This is a genomic window from Achromobacter sp. SIMBA_011 (assembly GCF_046535435.1).
Taxonomy (GTDB): domain Bacteria; phylum Pseudomonadota; class Gammaproteobacteria; order Burkholderiales; family Burkholderiaceae_B; genus Achromobacter; species Achromobacter dolens.
In genome coordinates, this window is record NZ_JAWRWN010000005.1 from 350,991 (window position 1) to 367,826 (window position 16,836).

Consider the following 16,836-nt stretch of genomic DNA (forward strand, 5'->3'; position numbering starts at 1 on the left):
ACCTTGCTCAGCGCTTGCGGGCGACCTGCCGGTTCCACGCGTCGGTGACCTCGGCGCGGCGGGCGTTGATGATGTTCCAGTCGAACAGGCTCAGGTTCTTGACCGAGCCTTCCGCGCCCCAGGGCAGCTTGCGGGCCACGTCCTTGGAGACCTGCACGTCCTTGACCGCCGGGCCCAGGTACAGCCTGGTCGCCAGGCAGGCGGCCGCGTCCGGCGTCAATGCGGTGTCGATGAACTTCTGCGCCGCGGCCTTGTTGGGCGCGCCCTTGACCAGGTGCAGGCGGGCGTCGGTGGCCCACACGCCTTCCTTGGGCACGCTGAAGCCGATGGGCAGGCCCTTGTCGATCAGGTCCCAGGCGCCGACGTTGAAGTGCGCCCCGATCACCGCTTCGCCGCTCTGGAAGGCGTTGGTGGCCGCGCCCGAGCTGTCGAAGAACAGCGCGGTGTCCAGCGAGGCCAGCTTGGCATAGAGCGGGGCCAGGTTCGACGGATCGATCGCCCAGACCCGCGCCAGGAAGAAGATGAACGGCACACCCGACGAGTTGGCGGGCGAGGGCACCGCCACCGCGCCGGCATACTCGGGCTTCCACAGGTCCTTCCAACTGGTCGGCGGCTGCGTCACTTCCTTGGTGCTGTAGGTGATGCCGAGCGAGTAATAGCCGGTGCTGACCGCGAAGGCGGCATTGCCGTCGCGGTACACGCCCTGCTCGATGACGTTCTTCAGGTTGGGAATGGCGCCGCCGTCCAGCGCATCCAGCACGCCGGCCTGCTGCGCCAGCTCGCTGATGCCGCCGTCCATCCAGGCCACGTCAATGGTGGGCGCGCCCTTCTGCTGCTGCAGCTTGGCCAGCGTGGTGGTGGAGGTGCCGACTTCCGGCACCACGGTGACGCCGGTGGCTTTGGTGAAGGGCTCGGCCACGCAGGCGCGGAACGCGTCGCCCCAGTTGCCGCCGTACCAGGCGACGGTGATTTTCTGCTGTTGCGCCAGCGCCGCGTGCGAAGCCAGGAGCAGCCCCGCGCCGAGCGCAGCCGCGCCCAGCGCGCTGCGGGTGTTTGTTGCCATGTCGGATTCCCCTTGTAGATTTGTCGATCCGCGATTCATTGACTCAAGTACCACAGGCGCATCTTGGGCGATGCTCGGGAAAACGAGCTTGAAGGCGCGGGACATAAACTTGAATAATTGCGTCATGTCCGCCGTCGCGCCACCCTTGTCCTCGCCGGTCTCCTATGAAGACGGCGACGCGCTCCTGCCTCAGGGAAAACCCGCCCTGACTGTCGGCATCGTGCTGCTGGACCAGTTCACGCTTGCGGCGTTCGCCGGTTTCGTCGACGTGTTGCGGCTGGCCGGCGACCATGGCGGCCGCAGCCGCCAGATCCACACCGCGTGGCGGGTGATGAGCTGGGACGGCAAACCGCGCTGCTCCAGCGCCGGCCTGACGATCGAGGTGGAGGCCGGGCTGCCCGACGACCCGGCGCAGTTCGACTACATCGCCATCTGCGGCGGCAACGACTATTCCAGCGGGCGCATGCCCGAACCGCTGCGCGATTGGCTGCGGCGGGCGGCGGCGCTGCGGGTGCGGCTGCTCGGCATCTGCACGGGCACCTTCGCGCTGGCGCAGGCCGACGTGATCGGACCGCGCACGGTGTGCGTGCACTGGAATGTGCTGGAAACCTTCCGCGAGCGCTTTCCCGCGACCCGCGCGGTGGTCGACCGCCTGTTCGTCGACGAAGGCGACCTGATTTCGTGCGCCGGTTCCACCGCCGCCATCGACCTGGGACTGTATCTGGTGGCGCGCCATTGCGGCCGCGACAAGGCGCAGCAGGCCATGCGCCACATGATGTTGCAGGGGGCGCGGCCGGGGCGCGTGCCGCAGGCGCATTTCCGCACCGACCTGTCCGGCATCCAGGATTTGCGGGTAAGGCAGGCGGCACATTTCATCGAGCAGCGCATCGATAACCCGCCGCCACTGGATGCCATCGCGCGTTATGTCGGCGTCGGTCGGCGCCAACTCGAAAGGGCTTTCCGTGTGGCCACGGGCATGTCGCCAATGGCGTTCCAGCGGCAATTGCGGCTGGAATATGGCAGTTGGTTGTTGCTTAATAATGCCTGCAGCATCACGCAAATCGCGCTGGATTGCGGATTTGCCGACGGCGCGCATTTTTCACGCGACTTCCGCGCGCATTTCGGACTATCTCCGCGCCAGTATCAGCAGAGCCATGGGCAGCACGCCGCGCGGCACGAGGGCGAGATCAGCGTCTTTCCCGCGTAGTCTTGCCCCGGCAAGGAGAACGCATGACATACGACCTTTGGTATTGGGACGGCATCCCCGGCCGCGGAGAATTCGTGCGCCTGGCCCTGGAAGCGGGCGGCATTGCCTACCGCGAGCGTGCCCGCGAGCCGGGCGTCGGCGAAGACGCGCTGATCCAGGACATGCTTTCGGACCGCAAGCAGCCGCCCTTCGCGCCGCCTTATCTGGTGGCCGGGAAAATGACCCTGGCGCAGACCGCCAACATCCTGCTGTTCCTCGGAGAAAAACATGGCCTGGCGCCCGCCACGGTATCGGGACGCCTGTGGGTGAACCAATTGCAGTTGACCATCGCCGACATGGTGGCCGAGGCGCACGATACCCATCACCCGATTTCGGCCAGTGATTATTACGAGGACCAGAAGGAAGAGGCGGCGCGGCGCGCCCGCAGTTTTCGCGAGGAACGCATTCCGAAATTCCTGGGATATTTCGAGCGGGTGCTGGCAGGGCCCGATGCGTGGCTGGCCGGTGGCAAACGCTGGAGTTATGCCGACCTGTCTTTGTTCCATCTGGTCGACGGGCTGCTGTTCGCCTTTCCCCGGCGCATGGGCACACAAGCCGTGAAATTCCCCAAGGTCATGGCCTTGCACCGGCGCGTCGCGGAACTGCCGGCATTGCAACCGTATTTCGCCAGCGGCAGGCGCCTGCCGTTCGGCCAGGGCATATTCCGCCATTATCGCGAGCTCGACGCGGAATAGAGGCCACGCGGAGAAGAGGTTGGCGCATCGGATGCTCGGGATCCGGTACGCATTTTTCGTCTTGTTAAATAAATTGGGGTCGTCGCCAATGCGGGCCCATTATTGCTTCGCCTCATTTATGAAAATAAGGGGGCGGATTCGTATTAACCCTGATTAATAACGAAATTCACGCTCGCGTTATTCCTGGAGCGCGCTGAGGTATCCGTCGCCGCGTTTTTTTTATGAGTTTCCTCAATGAATATATTGAGCGCGGCTCATTTTTAGGATTAAATATTTTCGAATGGATACATTCTTCCGTTTTTCTTATTCCTGACCTGCCGTCGCTACCCGGGCGACGGAACTGCAGGCAAGCGTGTGCATGCGGCGCGGCATGCGACGTTTGATTCCTGGGGCGCGCCAAAGCAACTGCTTCAGACAAGCCAAGGTTTCTCCATCGGTTTTCAGCACACTCGTCCCAATCCCTGCGGGAGACGTCAACATGCAATGGCTTACCCTCAAACGCCTGCTGCGCGGCGAGCGCGGCATGCAGAAAGCGGATCTATACGGACAGATCGCGGCCATCCATAAAGCGCAGGCGGTTATCGAGTTCGATCTCGAAGGCCATGTGCTGATGGCCAATCAGAATTTCCTCGACACCATGGGTTATGAACTGGACGAGGTGCTGGGGCAGCATCACCGCATGTTCGTGGTGCCCGAGGACCGGGAATCGGCCGAATATCTCGCCTTCTGGGACAAACTGGGCCAGGGCGCGCACGATGCGGGCCGCTACCGCCGCATTCGCAGGGATGGCGGCGACGTCTGGCTGCAGGCCAGCTACAACCCCATCTTTGATAAACACGGCCGTCCCTTCAAGGTGGTCAAGTACGCCATCGACATTACCGAGCAGCAGCGGCGCCAGGCGGATACCGAGGGCCAGCTCGAGGCCATTTCCAAAGTGCAGGCCATTATCGAGTTCGAGCTGGACGGCACCATCATCCGCGCCAACGACCTGTTCCTGAATGCGGTCGGTTATCGCGAGGACGAAGTGCGCGGCCGCCATCACAGCATGTTCGTGCTGCCCGAAGAGGCGCGCAGCGGCGCCTATGCGGAATTCTGGCGCAAACTGCGCGGCGGCCAGCACGACACCGGCCAATACCTGCGCATCGGCAAGAATGGCCGGCATGTCTGGATCGAGGCCAGCTATAACCCGATCTTCGATGCCGAGGGCCGGCCCTTCAAGGTGGTGAAGTTCGCCACCGACATCACCAAGCGGTTTACCGCGGCGCAGACGCTGCGGGTGGCGGTGCAGGGCCTGACGGAGAACGCCGAGCGCGCCAGCCAGGCCAATTCCCTGGCGCAGGACGCCTGCCGCGTGGCCGAAGAGGGTGGCAAGACCGTCGCGGGCGTGGTTCGCACCATGGGCGCCATCACCGACAGCTCCAAGCGCATTTCGGAGATCATCGGCGTGATGGACGGCATCGCGTTCCAGACCAATATCCTGGCGCTTAATGCCGCGGTGGAGGCGGCGCGCGCCGGCGCGCATGGCAAGGGCTTCGCCGTGGTGGCGGCGGAAGTGCGCAGCCTGGCGCAGAACAGCGCCGCCGCGGCCAAGGAGATCAAGGGGCTGATCACCACGTCGGTCGAGCAGATCGGCAGCGGGGCCCGCCAGGTGCAGTCGGCCGGGACCACCATGGAAGACATCGTCGCGTCGTCGCGGCGGGTCACCGAGATCATGGGCGAAGTGGTGGAGGTCTCGCTGGCCCAGTCGGCCAAGCTGGGCGAAGTCACCGAGGACATCACCCAGATGACGGCCGAGGCGGCGTCCGCGCTGCAGGCCGCGCATGAATTGCACGGGGGCAGCCCCACGCTCAGACCGGCGCTCAAGCCGGTGGCGCCGTCGGTGCGGACCCGCCCAGCCGCCAATACGCCGTTGCCGCCCAAGCCGGTGCTGGAGTACGTGCGCTATTGAGGCTCGGGCGGCGACGCGCCCGCCGCCCGAGTGCGCTATAAATACGGTCTTGTACGAACCCGTCGGCCCTGGCAGGAAGTTTCCGGCCCGGGCCGTGTTTTTTGCGGCAATTCTCCATGACCGAATCCGAAGCCCTGGCCCTGGCCACCCATCGCCATTACAAGGGCGGCCTGTATCGCTACATTGATACCGCCCGCCATTCCGAGACCGAGGAATCCATGGTGGTCTACGAGCACCTGTGGCCGCATGCGCGCGGCCTGTGGGTGCGCCCGGCCGACCTGTTCTTCGGCCAACTGGCCGACGGCTCGCCGCGGTTCGCACCGCTGCCTGCGGCGCGGTAAGGCCATGGCCTTCTACTATCGACGTGCGCGGCCGGCCAGCGCGGCGCCGCGCGCTGCTTCCGCCCGGCCGTCCGCGGCCGTTTCCGCCGCCCTGAACGCCCTGCGCGGCCCGTTCGTCGTGGCCGACCTGGAAACCACCGGGCTGTCGACCGCGTCGTGCGAGATCCTGGAATTCGCCGCGGTGCGCGTTGGCGAGGGTGGCGCGGCCGAGCAGGAGTACGCGCAGGTGGTGCGCACCCGCGCCTCGGTGCCGCCCTTCATCACTCGCCTCACCGGCATCACCCAGTCCGAGGTCGACCGCCAGGGCGTGCCCGTGGCGCAGGCCTTCGCGGCGTTCCTGGCGTTCGTCGGGGACCTGCCGGTGTTTTTCCACAATGCCTCGTTCGACCGCCGCTTCCTGGACGCCGCCGCGCTTCAGACCGGCCTGCCGTTCGCCAACGCCACGCATTGCACGCTGGTCCTGGCGCGACGCGCCTGGCCCGAGTTGCCCTCGCACAAGCTGGATGTGCTGGCGCGGCACGTGGGCGCATCGGAGCCCACCCACCGCGCGCTGGCCGACGTGCGCACCACGGTGGCCGTCGCGTTGGCGGCCAGTTCGAGGTTGGCCGCGGTCTGAGGGCCGCGCCACATTTCAACGGAGCCCTCATGTCCGACCTGGAGCATATCCGGCAGGTGGTGCGGGCCTTCGCCGCCGAACGCGAGTGGCAAGGGTTCCATTCGCCCCGGAACCTGGCGATGTCGCCGACGTGCACAGGTACCTGGTGGCGCTGGCGGATCAATTGGGCCTGGACATCGCGGCCGCGGTCCAGGCCAAGATGGCATGGAACGCGGCGAGATATCCCGCGGATCGCTTTCGCGGCGGGGCGCGCAAGTATGACGACCCGCCGGATGCGGCCTGAACCTCAGACCACCTTTTGCTCGTGGTGCACCTGGGGCGGCTCGACGAAGAAGCCCGCCACGAGTTTGCGCCACTCCTGAAAATCGGAAGATTCCCGGAAATCCACCATATGGTTTTCGACGGTTTCCCAATCCACCACAAGCGTATAGCGCTGCGGCTGCTCGATGCTGCGGTACAGTTCCATGCCGTGGCAGCCGCGGGCCCGCAGGAACAGCGGCCTGGCTTGCGCCACGCCGGCCTCGAACAGGGCTTCCTGTCCTTCGCGGACATGGATGCTGGCAATCTCCTGGATCATGATGGTGTCTCCGGATAAAGAGGCCGGGCAGGGGCCGGCTGGGCGGAGTAGTATGGCCCAAAACTCAGCCCCGATGAACCGCCCCGTCCTTTCGCTGCCGCGCCTTGTCGCCGCCCGCCTGCTCTGGTACATCGGCGTTGCCGCGCTCGCCCTCATGGCGCTGGCTTCGCCGACCCAGTTCAGCGTGGTTGCGGTGCTGTCGGCCATTGCGATCTACATTCCGCTGTCCATGCTGGGCCTGCCGCTCATCGCCTGGCTGGTGCTGCGCCAGGCCAGCGTCGCCGCGCCCGCCGCCTTGCCGCCAGCCTGGCCCTGCTTGCTGGCGGGCGCGGCCGGCATCGCGCTGTTGGCCTGCTATCACCTGTGGGCCGAGATGGAGCTGGCCGAACTCGGCGTGCTGCTGCTGCTCGTCGCGGTGGATCTGGCGCTGGCGCGCTGGGAGTCGGCGCGTCTGCTCGAACGTATCGTCGCGCATCGTCCGCGTTGAACCCGCGCCGCGCGCGTCGGCCGCCACGCTCTCCTGACAGTCAGCCTAAAGGTTGCCTCCCTGTCGCCCGCCGCCGTGCGCGCTAGGTAAATCGCGCGAGAGCGGGCCTCGCCGCCCCATCCTATGAGCTGAGATGCGGCGCAGCAATTCCCCCCGACGCGCGTGGCGTCTCCCCCATACGCATGGCCCGCGCGGCGGTGCTCGCAGATTCCACGCCAACTTTTACGTCTTCGCGCTCCCACTCTGGGAGGCGGTCGCCCGTTTAACCGATATCGACGTCCGTAGTCCGGAGCAATCATTCCGTACCAATACGAAAGTCCCAAACGCCACGTTGCCGTATGGGCGTACTGCGTCGGGGTGGTAAAGGTCCGCGCCGGTCGGCCACCGGCACCTGTCCATCCGCATCGAGCGGATCAGGAGGAGCTCAAATGAAAAAGCTCGCAGCAGTCGCAACGTTGTCCCTCGTCGCGGTTTCGGCCGCTTACGCGAGCGGACCCGGCCAGCCCAGCATTTCCGCGTCTGGCCATGTCGGCACCATCACCGGGACGGTGTCCTCGGTCTCCACGGGCACTTCCGTGGTCTCGACTCAGATCAACGGCTATGGCTCGTCGAGCCAGACGTCGTTCGGTGAAACGGGGGGCGTCGCCACCGCCGGCGGATCGTTCAGCCGGGATGGCACCACGGTGGTCACGAGCACGCGTCAATACGCCACCAGCGAAACCTACGGCCATATCCATGGCAACGCGCCGATCATGGTGGGCGACAGCATCGCCAACGGCGGCGCCACGTTCGGCAGCACCACCACCAACGCGACGGCCACCGGCACGTTCAACGCCGGTGCGATCGGCGCGACCGCGTCGATCCATGGCATCGGCCCGGTGGGCGGTTTTGGTCACTGAGCAGCACGCAATCCGGACGGCTTCGGCCGTCCGGTCGAGAGGACATCATGAAAACCCTTGCGCTTGCCTTATCCCTGTCGCTGGTGGCCTTTTCTGCGGGCGCCCAGACCAGTTCATCCGCCGCGACCACCTCTGCGTCGTCGGGGGCCACCAACGCCGGCAACAACCAGGGCATCACGCTCAATTCCAACAACAGTGGATCGAGCACGCTGCGGACCGCGCCGCCGATCGGCGCACAGAGCTTCTACGGTTCGTTCTCCTCCGACAGTTGCATGGTGTCGGCGGGCGGGGGCGGCTCGGTGGTCGGCTTCGGCATGAACGTGGCGTTTCCGGTCGAGGATCAGAAGTGCAGCCTGCGGCGCAATTTCGAGCGCACCATGCAGGCAGCCGCCTCCACCAAGGATCCGGACCGGTCGCGCCGGCTGGAAACGGCCGCCGTGGACATCCTGTGCCAGACCGATGATCGGACCAAGGCGGCGCTCACCGCGCAGGGCCTGTGCACCAATCCCTCGCTGACCACGGCGGATCACCGCTTCGAGAACCCCTCGCAGAACGTCGCCCAGACCGCGCCTGTCGCGCCACCGCAAGCGCAGTACGCGCCCGCCCAGCCGCAGTCGCCCAGCGCCCAGTACATGGCGCCGGCGCCGGTCGCGCAGGCCTACCCGGTGATGTCGGGGCAGAACGCCATGGTCAACGCGCCGACGCTGCGTAATCCGCGCATGGACCGGCAGGGCCTGGCCGATTTCTATTCGCCGGGCTGACGGATCGTGCGCGGCGATCGCGGTTGCTGGCGTTCAGGGCGTTGTGGGGGGCGAGGCCGCGGCGCTCGGCCCCTCGGCCGCGCCAGGCTGCTGCAAGGCGGAGGCCTGAGGCGCGGATGCCAGCAGCATCGTGGGCGGCGACGACACCTCCAGCCCGGCGTCGTGCAGCCTCCGCAGCAGCGTGAACAACAACGCGCTGCGCACGCCGTACGCCGAGCGCGGCGACGAGACATAGCCCTTGGCGTTGAACATCAGGTTGCCGCCTTCGATGCCGTCCAGGAACACATTCGGCGCCGGCGTGTCCAGCACATCCTCATGGTCGGCGAAGGCCTGCAGGATCAGCTCGCGCACCCGCTGCGCATCGGTTGACAGCGGCAACGGCAACTTGATCTGCACCAGCCCCAGCGGGTTGGAGCGCGTGACGTTGCGCACCGTCTTGGTCACGAACTCCGAATTCGGCACGATCACCGTGGAGCGGTCGCCCATCTGGATTTCGGTGGCGCGCACGTTGATGCGCAGGATGTCTCCTTCGACGCCGCCCAGCGACACCCAGTCGCCCACCTTGACCGGTCGCTCGGCCAGCAGGATCAGGCCCGAGACGAAGTTCTGCACCACCGCCTGCAGGCCGAAACCGATACCCACGGACAACGCGCTGGCGATCCATGCCACCCGTTCCAGTCCGATGCCGGCGGCCGACAGCGACAGCGCCACCGCCAGCACGAAGCCGGCATAGCCGAACAGCGTCGCGGCCGAGAGCTGCATGCCCGGATCTAGTTCCGTCGTCGGCAGATAACGGTTCGCCAGCCAGCGCTTGAGCATCTTCACGCCGAGCAGCGACAGGCCCAGCACCAGCAGCGCCTGCAGCACCGCGCCCGGCCGGATCTGCGCCTCGCCGATGGCCAGGCCCTTGCGCAACTGGTCGAAGCGCTGAAGCAGGTCCATCGGTCCTTCGCCGAACGGCGCCAGCAGCAGGATCAGTGCCAGCAGACCCACCGCCACGCGGCCCACGCCGGACAGCAGCACGGCGGCCTGGTCGCGCAGGCTGGGGCCTTCGCTGTCTTCGCGATGCGACGTCCCCAGCAAGGTGCTGAAGCCGTCCTCGATCAGCACGGCCAGCAGATAGGCCGATGCCAGGATGATCACGACCCACAGTATTTGCTTGGTCAGGAAACTGCCGAAAGCCACATAGCCCGCCAGCAGGCTGGCCAGGCTGATCACCAGGACCGTGCCGGTCGCGGTCAGCAGCAGCGAGGTCCAGAAGGGCGGGGGCGGGCCGTCTTCCCGCAGCGCGCGGCGCCGCAGCCGACGGCCGATCGACAACGCCACCGCCATCGTCACCATCACAAACACGGCCACGATGCCGGTCAGGGTGATGGTGGTGGTCAGGCTGGCGTTCAGCAGCACCGGCAGCCGCTCGGCCAGCCAGATCAGCACGACGATCACGCCCAGCACGCCGGGCAGCCAGCGCAGGCGGTGCGCCACCTTATCGGACACCGGTGGCAGGCGCCAGGACGGCCGGTTGGCCGACAGCAGCGCGTAGCCCAGGCCCGACACGTAGCCGCCGAAACAGACCGTGGCCACCAGATTGGCCAGCAGGGCGCTGGTGTTCTCCGACAATTGGGAATTCCAGTCCAGGCCGATGTGGATCAGCAGGGCGATGACGCCGGGCGTGGCGACCGCCAGCGTCAACAACGCCACCGCCAGGAACGAGCGGCGCAGTCGTCCGGGCGGCACGCGCGTGGCCGTGAGCCGCAGCAGCACCCGGCCGATCCAGACGCGCAGCGCGATCGCCAGCGCCGCCGCCGCGGCCAGCAGCAGCCAGCCCCATGTCGGCGTCTGGCCGACCGCGGTGACCAGATCGTCACGAAGCGCCACCAGGCGCTCCAGGTCGCCCGGGAATTCCTCGCGGAATTCGGCCCAGAATTGGCCGGACAGGAATGAGTCGCGCCGTTCGCCCAGCCGCGCCTGGAATTGTGTGCGGCGCAATCCCGATATCTGCTCCGCGGTCTGCGCGGCGTCGACCGACAGCAGCCGCGCCAGCTTGATCTGCGCATCCAGCGCGCGGCTGTTCTTTTCCAGTTGCATGCGTTGCGCCGCCACGTCGGGCGCTTCCTTGACGCCCTCGGGCGGCGCGCCCAGTTCGCTCAGGCGCGCCGTCACGCTGGTCAATTGCGGCGTCAGGGCATCGGCGGTGGCGTCTGCCTTGGCCTGGATGTCGAGGGCATCGCCGCGCTGCTTGAGCAGATCGGCGTCGTCCGTCTCGTCCGGGACGCGTTTGCGGATGTCGTCGAGCTGCTTGCGGGCGCTGGCCAGCATGGCATCGGTTTCGGCGGGCGAAGCGGGCGCGGCGGCGAACGCGGGCGCCAGGCACAGCGCCAGCAGCAGGCCGGCGATCAGCGCGACAAAAGAGCGGCGGCGCGGCAGGGCGCGCAAAAGCGGATGTTGCGGGTTCGGGATCATGAGTCTTGGGGCGATGGAATCGCGTCGAGGCGGCAGCATAACAAGCCGCGGCCCGGTCCGTTGCAACAAAAACTCAGCTATGTCCCCCGTTAGATTCCGGCTGTCGCTGGAGGCGATCGAGGGGCGCCAGAAACAAAAAATGGGGGCGGATTTGATCCGGAATTCCGGCCACGGTCGTCGGACGGGCGGCGCCCGCAGCCGAGGCTTCAGGGCTGTTGCGCGCGTTTCTCAGCCCGGGCTCGCCGGGGGACGCCCAGCACCGCGTCGCAGACCTCCAGCCATGCGCGGGCGGCGTACGACAGATAACCCGATTGCTGCCAGATGTGGCCGACCTCCCATTGCAAGCCGGATTTGGCCAGCTTGGCAGTGCTGAGTCCGCGCGTCTTCATCCGCTGCATCAGCGGTTCGGGCAGCAGCGCCACGCCGAGCCCGGCCGATGCCATCGCCACCAGGAAATCCCAGTGCGCGCTCTGCGCCGCGATCCCGGGTTGCAGCCCGGCATCGGCAAACGCCTGGCGCAGCCGCCGCGTCATGGCGAAGTCGTCCGTGGGAATCAGCAGACGGGTGTCGCGCAGCGCACTCAAGGGCAGCGAGGTCTTGCCCGCCCAGGCCGCGTCGGGCGGCCCGATCACCCAGATGGGATAGCTGCCGAAGGCCTGCGTCGCCAGGCCGCTGTCGGGCGCGATCGGCAGGATGGTGGCGCCCACCTCCAGTTCGCCGCCCGCCACCAGGTCTTCGACCGCGCGGCCGGTGCCCTCCCTCAGGGTCAGGTGGATGCCGGGGTGCAGTTCGCGAAAGCGCTTCACCACTGGCGTGAACAGCAGGTTGATCATGGGCGGGATGCCCACCTCCAGCGAACCGCGTTGCAGTTCTGCCGTCTGGCGCATTTCCTCGCTCAACTGGCGCATGGTCTCCAGCACCTGCAGGCCGCGCTGATACATCACGCGGCCGGTATCGGTGGGGCGGGCCGTGTGGCCGTCGCGCACCAGCAGCGGCGTGCCGGCTTCCTCTTCCAACTGGCGGATCATCTTGCTGACGGTGGACTGCGTCACGAACAGCGCCCTGGCCGCCTGCGTAAAGCTGGCATGGCGGACCGTTTCGACGAAGTACCGCAAGGCGCGCACGTCCAAGGCTCATCTCCTGCGCAAGGCGCGGAACATTCAAATAATGAAAAAAACGAATTGATTGGATGATTTTAAGTCATTACGAGATTTTGCTCGCGCTTCCTATACTGCGGAAAATTCGTCCCGAGGCCGGCCTGCCAGGCCTCTCGGGCGTAAGGAAACGCCGCGCTAGACGGCGCCTGGATGCGAGCGGCGGCGCCGCCACGTCCGGCCGCGAGCCGCCGGCTTTTGAATCTGGAGACACCATGCATACCGACCGTATCCGCCATCCCGGGCTACGCGCCAAGATTACGTCCGCTGAACAGGCGGCCCTGCTGGTGCAGGACGGCATGACCGTCGGCATGAGCGGCTTCACCCGCGCCGGCGACTGTAAGTCGGTGCCTGCCGCGCTGGCCGAGCGGGCCGGGCGCGAACCGCTCGCCATCACCCTCATCACGGGCGCCTCGCTGGGCCACGACACCGACAAGATGCTGGCGCAGGCCAACGCGCTGGCGCGCCGCATGCCGTTCCAGGTCGACACGACCTTGCGGCGCAAGATCAACCAGGGCGAGATCGCCTTCATCGACCAGCATCTGTCGGAGACGGCAGAGCAATTGCGCGCCGGCCACATCGGCCCCGTCGACGTGGCCATCATCGAAGCCGCCGCCATCACGGAGACCGGCGCGATCGTCCCGACCATGTCGGTGGGCAACTCGGCCTCGTTCGCGCAACAGGCGCGCTGCGTCATCATCGAGCTGAACCTGGGCGTGCCGGCCGCGATCGAAGGCCTGCACGACATCTACGTGCCGGCCGATCGCCCCAACCGCGAGCCCATGGGCCTGGTGTCGCCCGACCAGCGAATCGGCCAGCCGTTCATCGAGGTGGATCCCGACAAGATCGCCGCTATCGTTATCACGCACGAGCCCGACAGCCCCTCGAACGCCTTGCCCCCGGACGCCGAGACCAACGCCATCGCCGCGCACATCAATGCGTTCCTGCGCCGCGAAGTGGACGCCGGCCGCCTGACCAATTCGCTGCTGCCGCTGCAGGCCGGTATCGGCACCATTGCCAACGCTGTGCTGCATGGTTTTGAATCGTCCGATTTCGACGGGTTGACGATGTACTCCGAGGTGCTCCAGGACAGCGCCATCGAGCTGCTCGACCAGGGCAAGCTGGCCTTCGCCTCGGCCTCGTCCATCACGGTATCCAAGCCGGTGTACGAGAAGATCCTCGCCAACATCGATCACTACCGCGAACGCATCCTGCTGCGTCCGCAGGAAATCAGCAACGCCCCGGAGATCGTGCGCCGCCTTGGCATCATCGCCATCAATACCGCGCTGGAGTTCGACATCTATGGCAACGTCAATTCCACCCATGTCGGCGGCACGCACATGATGAACGGCATCGGGGGCTCCGGCGACTTCGCCCGCAATGCGCACCTGGCGATCTTCGTGTCGAAGTCCATGGCCAAGAACGGCGACATCTCCAGCGTCGTGCCGATGGTGTCCCACGTGGACCACACCGAGCATGACGTGGACGTGCTCGTCACCGAGTGCGGGCTGGCCGACTTGCGCGGTCTGGCGCCGCGCGAACGCGCCCGCGCCATCATCCAGCATTGTGTGCACTCGTCCTATCGCCAGGCCTTGCAGGACTATTTTGACCGGGCCTGCGAGCGCGGCGGCCAGACGCCCCATCTGCTGGAAGAGGCGTTCGCGTGGCACCAGCGCTTCAACGAGACCGACACCATGCGCGCGGTTTCCCCCGCGACCCGCAAGGTCGCCTGACCTTGCGCCTGTCCGCCGCCGGACGCTCAGGCCGGCGGCAGCCTACGCCCGCTCGTCCCGCGCCGCCTTGACCGCGTCATGGCGCGCGGCGGTCACCAGGCCCTTGCTGGAGCGTTCCAGTTCGTCGCGCAGCCATTGCTTCAGCGCCACCAGTGGCGCCCAGTCGCGCAGGCTCGGCCGGTAGACCAGGTGATAGGTCTGGGCCTGCTCATAATGGACCGTTACGGGCGAAACCTGCACCAGCCGTCCGGCACAGATCGCGTCCGCGGCCAGCAACTCGCGGCCGAGGGTGATGCCCAGGCCCTGCTCGGCCGCCTGCAGCATCATCCCCGCATCATTGAACGTGGCGACTGGCGTCACCGGCACGCTCAGTCCGGCCGCGTTGAACCAGTGTTGCCACATATCGCGTTCGCCCAGCAGGGGCTGCCGCGCCAGCGTCTCGGGCGTGTTGTCGGGCAATGCAGCCGCCGTTTCCGGCGAGGCCAGCGCGATCAGCGGCAACGGCATGTCGAACAGCGGCTCGGACTCGACGCCCGGCCACGGGCCGCGGCCGAATCGCAGCGCCGCGTGGAAGCCGTCGCGCAGCAGGTCCACGACCTGCTGCGAGGTCTCGATCTGCAGCGACAGGTCCGGGTGGCGCTTGTGCCAGCGCGTCATGCGCGGCAATAGCCAGCGCTGCGCGAACGAGGGCAGCACCGATACGCGCAGCCGCTGCGCGCTGCCGGTCGCGGCGGCCGACGCCGCCATCAGGCCCTCGTCCAGCAACGCCATGGCGCTCTGCACACTGCACAACAGCGCGGCGCCGGCGGGGTTCAGCACGATGCCCCGCCCGCTGCGCTCGAACAAGGGGAAGCCCAGTTGTTCTTCCAATCCCTTGATCTGCTGGCTGACCGCGCTGTGGGTCAGGTGCAGGCGCTCGGCCGCCGCGCGCAGATTCTGTAGTTCGGCGACGGCGCGGAAGGCGGGCAGGGTATTCAGGGGCAGGCGCATGGGAAAGGGGGCGGGACGCCAGGGAGTTTCACGGGCACTCCGTCCAGGAAGGCGAGGCCGCCCCACAGAGGGAATGATTCGATTGGTTAGCTTAGCTGACCGTCCTGGGTAAAACAATTCGATTTTCAGCGCCGGTTTGGGCGAATACGCTTACCAAAACGGACTGAATCGAGGAGCCAAGCCATGTCCGCCCAAACCTGCATCCAGACCTCTCCCGCTTTCGGCGCCGCTTGCCCGGCGCCTGCGCGGACTCACGCGCCCGAGATCACGCCGTCCGTGGCGCCGGCTATCCCGGTTCCCCAACCGGTGGCGCGCAACCTGCAACCCCCCGTCGCCGCCCTCAACGGCGCGGCCGCGCCGTCGAGCGGCTTCATTGCCCGCCTCTGGCACGCCTATCGCGCACGGCGCGCCGACCGGGTCCTGCGCAACCTCGCGGACGAGATGGACGTCCACATGCTGAAGGACGTGGGCGCGCCGGAATGGCTGGTGAATCAGGCCACGGTTGAGCAATCGCTCAAGCGGATCACGCGCATCGACAGCCTGCGCTGGTGATGTGGACGCCTGGCCGGGAAGGGGGCGATGAGACCATCAGCCCCGATTCCCGGCCTTATATCTATACAGAGAGGCGGTCCCCATGGCGGATGGCCGCCCCAAGAGATGAAGCATGAGGGAGACACCCACAAAGAGCGCGCAGGTGTCTTCGAAGGGAGCGAGACGTCTGTCTCCGGGCGCCATTGCTCCACCCCAGCCATCTGAACGTATCGCGCCCTTCCCTATATAGAGAGAAGAGAGCTTTCTCTAGAGAGGAGATAGCTCTCTCCATATATATATATAGAGGAAGGCGAGGGGGGAGCCGTTCCCCTCCAGGCTTCCGTGGCCGGCGACCCTTTCGCATTCTCGTAGGAGAGGGAGGGGATCAGGGCCATACCCCTTCGCCACGGGGGATCCCCGGGCCTTGCCGCGTGGAAATCATCATCTTTCTGCAAAACGAGTGTCATGCCGGCGTGACAAGCCAAATTTCTGTGCTATAGTCTCGCTCCTTCGCAGTTCACGCAGTTTTGTGAGCCGCGAAGCCAGGCAAGTGCAACGGATTCGGCGCTATGGCGACGAATCTGCCGCAGGGCAGCAAGGCGGTGAATCAGCGATGATTCTCTCGAACCGGCGGCCAGCGAATTTTGCGTAAGTCGGTGCAAATCAGGCAGAAGCCAGTTGCACGATCTGCAAAAATTGTGCTATAGTCTTGGGCTTGGCTGGTGACGGCGAATCAGGGTTTACCCGATAGGGTGGTCTGAGCAGCGTTGCAAGCCGACTGGGCGGTAACCAACCTCTGGAGCGATTCGGGGCTGCTGCGAAGTGAAGCGATTCACGGAGCGGCGGGGTTGCAAGATAGGATGCAAATTAGGCAAAAGCCGGTTGCATAATCTGCAAAAGTTGTGTTATAGTTTCAGGCTTGGCAGTTACCGAAAACTTAGGGTTAACCCTGATATTTCGATAGCTGCTAAAGAGAAAGCCGGGTGCGAACCTGGTGAGACCTGAAGAGGTCGTGGGCAAGGTAGCGAAGTGAAGCAAACAACGCTGACTTGACAAACGATAAAAACTTCTTCATAATCTCGTTTCTCTGCTGCTGACACAGCGATCGACGCGAAAGCGAAATCGCCGAAGAAAGCAGAAGATGCAGTAAGTAGTTTGGTAGTACAGAATTTAGCAGTACCGCTCTTTAACAATTAAACAACCGATAAGTGTGGGCGCTTGATGCGAGTGCGCAGTGACTGGTTTTTAAAACCTGTCGCAAGCACAATGAAATCAAGTGCTCACTAGAAGTGAAGTACCTTAGATGTCAAGTCTAAGCACATACCTCACTTCCTT

Annotated in this window: 15 protein-coding genes and 1 pseudogene; 11 read left to right on the forward strand and 5 right to left on the reverse strand. The window is 65.8% G+C overall.

Annotated features, from left to right (window positions below; all coding sequences use genetic code 11):
* Positions 1–7 precede the first annotated feature (7 nt).
* Positions 8–1,063 carry an ABC transporter substrate-binding protein gene (locus SB816_RS19870; RefSeq protein ID WP_064524096.1) on the reverse strand — a complete coding sequence of 352 codons (1,056 nt, stop codon included), beginning with the start codon at positions 1,061–1,063 and terminating at the stop codon, positions 8–10.
* Between the two features lie 124 nt (positions 1,064–1,187).
* Between SB816_RS19870 and SB816_RS19875 the strand changes: the two genes are divergently transcribed.
* The 6 genes and pseudogenes from SB816_RS19875 (at position 1,188) to SB816_RS19900 (ending at position 6,192) form a co-directional block, all read left to right on the forward strand.
* On the forward strand, positions 1,188–2,270 hold the full coding sequence (locus SB816_RS19875; protein WP_410547393.1) for a GlxA family transcriptional regulator: 1,083 nt from the start codon (positions 1,188–1,190) through the stop codon (positions 2,268–2,270).
* A gap of 23 nt (positions 2,271–2,293) precedes the next feature.
* Positions 2,294–3,004: a glutathione S-transferase gene (locus tag SB816_RS19880; RefSeq protein ID WP_054501157.1), complete on the forward strand. Its 711-nt coding sequence runs from the start codon at positions 2,294–2,296 to the stop codon at positions 3,002–3,004.
* Between the two features lie 478 nt (positions 3,005–3,482).
* A complete protein-coding gene (locus SB816_RS19885; RefSeq protein WP_054501158.1) occupies positions 3,483–4,952 on the forward strand; it encodes a methyl-accepting chemotaxis protein in 1,470 nt (489 codons plus the stop codon).
* Between the two features lie 116 nt (positions 4,953–5,068).
* The gene (locus SB816_RS19890; RefSeq protein ID WP_006390643.1) at positions 5,069–5,293 is read left to right on the forward strand and encodes a DUF1653 domain-containing protein; all 225 of its coding nucleotides are present in this window, start codon (positions 5,069–5,071) and stop codon (positions 5,291–5,293) included.
* Between the two features lie 4 nt (positions 5,294–5,297).
* Positions 5,298–5,909, forward strand: a complete 612-nt coding sequence (locus SB816_RS19895) for a PolC-type DNA polymerase III (RefSeq protein ID WP_082401834.1) — start codon at positions 5,298–5,300, stop codon at positions 5,907–5,909.
* Between the two features lie 29 nt (positions 5,910–5,938).
* Positions 5,939–6,192, forward strand: a pseudogene (locus SB816_RS19900) (nucleotide pyrophosphohydrolase).
* Positions 6,193–6,195: 3 nt separating this feature from the next.
* Here the strand turns inward: SB816_RS19900 and SB816_RS19905 are convergent.
* On the reverse strand, positions 6,196–6,486 hold the full coding sequence (locus tag SB816_RS19905; protein WP_054501159.1) for an antibiotic biosynthesis monooxygenase family protein: 291 nt from the start codon (positions 6,484–6,486) through the stop codon (positions 6,196–6,198).
* Between the two features lie 73 nt (positions 6,487–6,559).
* On the opposite strand from SB816_RS19905, the gene SB816_RS19910 reads away from it, so the two are divergent.
* From SB816_RS19910 to SB816_RS19920, 3 genes are all read left to right on the forward strand, one after another.
* Positions 6,560–6,973 carry a hypothetical protein gene (locus SB816_RS19910; protein WP_054501160.1) on the forward strand — a complete coding sequence of 138 codons (414 nt, stop codon included), beginning with the start codon at positions 6,560–6,562 and terminating at the stop codon, positions 6,971–6,973.
* Positions 6,974–7,401: 428 nt separating this feature from the next.
* Positions 7,402–7,872, forward strand: coding sequence for a hypothetical protein (locus tag SB816_RS19915; RefSeq protein WP_054501161.1), 471 nt, complete (start codon positions 7,402–7,404; stop codon positions 7,870–7,872).
* 47 nt (positions 7,873–7,919) lie between these two features.
* Complete coding sequence (locus SB816_RS19920; protein WP_410547394.1) at positions 7,920–8,633, forward strand: hypothetical protein; 714 nt, start codon at positions 7,920–7,922, stop codon at positions 8,631–8,633.
* Positions 8,634–8,666: 33 nt separating this feature from the next.
* Here SB816_RS19920 and SB816_RS19925 read toward each other — a convergent pair whose 3' ends face one another.
* Positions 8,667–11,093 (reverse strand): DUF3772 domain-containing protein, encoded by a 2,427-nt coding sequence (locus SB816_RS19925; RefSeq protein ID WP_410547395.1) that lies wholly within the window; start codon positions 11,091–11,093, stop codon positions 8,667–8,669.
* A gap of 206 nt (positions 11,094–11,299) precedes the next feature.
* Complete coding sequence (locus SB816_RS19930) at positions 11,300–12,223, reverse strand: LysR family transcriptional regulator (RefSeq protein WP_054501164.1); 924 nt, start codon at positions 12,221–12,223, stop codon at positions 11,300–11,302.
* 239 nt (positions 12,224–12,462) lie between these two features.
* On the opposite strand from SB816_RS19930, the gene SB816_RS19935 reads away from it, so the two are divergent.
* Positions 12,463–13,980 (forward strand): acetyl-CoA hydrolase/transferase family protein, encoded by a 1,518-nt coding sequence (locus SB816_RS19935; RefSeq protein WP_410547396.1) that lies wholly within the window; start codon positions 12,463–12,465, stop codon positions 13,978–13,980.
* A gap of 42 nt (positions 13,981–14,022) precedes the next feature.
* Here the strand turns inward: SB816_RS19935 and SB816_RS19940 are convergent, their stop codons facing one another.
* Positions 14,023–14,970 (reverse strand): LysR substrate-binding domain-containing protein, encoded by a 948-nt coding sequence (locus SB816_RS19940; RefSeq protein WP_410547397.1) that lies wholly within the window; start codon positions 14,968–14,970, stop codon positions 14,023–14,025.
* Between the two features lie 183 nt (positions 14,971–15,153).
* Here SB816_RS19940 and SB816_RS19945 point away from each other — a divergent pair, with 183 nt between their 5' ends.
* Positions 15,154–15,522 carry a hypothetical protein gene (locus SB816_RS19945; protein WP_343719287.1) on the forward strand — a complete coding sequence of 123 codons (369 nt, stop codon included), beginning with the start codon at positions 15,154–15,156 and terminating at the stop codon, positions 15,520–15,522.
* The last annotated feature ends 1,314 nt before the right edge of the window (positions 15,523–16,836 follow it).

Bases quoted from the DNA above. Each gene is read 5' to 3' on its own strand.
- SB816_RS19870 (WP_064524096.1), bottom strand. From the start codon at position 1,063: ATGGCAACAAACACCCGCAGCGCGCTGGGCGCGGCTGCGCTCGGCGCG.
- SB816_RS19875 (WP_410547393.1), top strand. From the start codon at position 1,188: ATGTCCGCCGTCGCGCCACCCTTGTCCTCGCCGGTCTCCTATGAAGAC.
- SB816_RS19880 (WP_054501157.1), top strand. From the start codon at position 2,294: ATGACATACGACCTTTGGTATTGGGACGGCATCCCCGGCCGCGGAGAA.
- SB816_RS19885 (WP_054501158.1), top strand. From the start codon at position 3,483: ATGCAATGGCTTACCCTCAAACGCCTGCTGCGCGGCGAGCGCGGCATG.
- SB816_RS19890 (WP_006390643.1), top strand. From the start codon at position 5,069: ATGACCGAATCCGAAGCCCTGGCCCTGGCCACCCATCGCCATTACAAG.
- SB816_RS19895 (WP_082401834.1), top strand. From the start codon at position 5,298: ATGGCCTTCTACTATCGACGTGCGCGGCCGGCCAGCGCGGCGCCGCGC.
- SB816_RS19905 (WP_054501159.1), bottom strand. From the start codon at position 6,486: ATGATCCAGGAGATTGCCAGCATCCATGTCCGCGAAGGACAGGAAGCC.
- SB816_RS19910 (WP_054501160.1), top strand. From the start codon at position 6,560: ATGAACCGCCCCGTCCTTTCGCTGCCGCGCCTTGTCGCCGCCCGCCTG.
- SB816_RS19915 (WP_054501161.1), top strand. From the start codon at position 7,402: ATGAAAAAGCTCGCAGCAGTCGCAACGTTGTCCCTCGTCGCGGTTTCG.
- SB816_RS19920 (WP_410547394.1), top strand. From the start codon at position 7,920: ATGAAAACCCTTGCGCTTGCCTTATCCCTGTCGCTGGTGGCCTTTTCT.
- SB816_RS19925 (WP_410547395.1), bottom strand. From the start codon at position 11,093: ATGATCCCGAACCCGCAACATCCGCTTTTGCGCGCCCTGCCGCGCCGC.
- SB816_RS19935 (WP_410547396.1), top strand. From the start codon at position 12,463: ATGCATACCGACCGTATCCGCCATCCCGGGCTACGCGCCAAGATTACG.
- SB816_RS19940 (WP_410547397.1), bottom strand. From the start codon at position 14,970: ATGCGCCTGCCCCTGAATACCCTGCCCGCCTTCCGCGCCGTCGCCGAA.
- SB816_RS19945 (WP_343719287.1), top strand. From the start codon at position 15,154: ATGTCCGCCCAAACCTGCATCCAGACCTCTCCCGCTTTCGGCGCCGCT.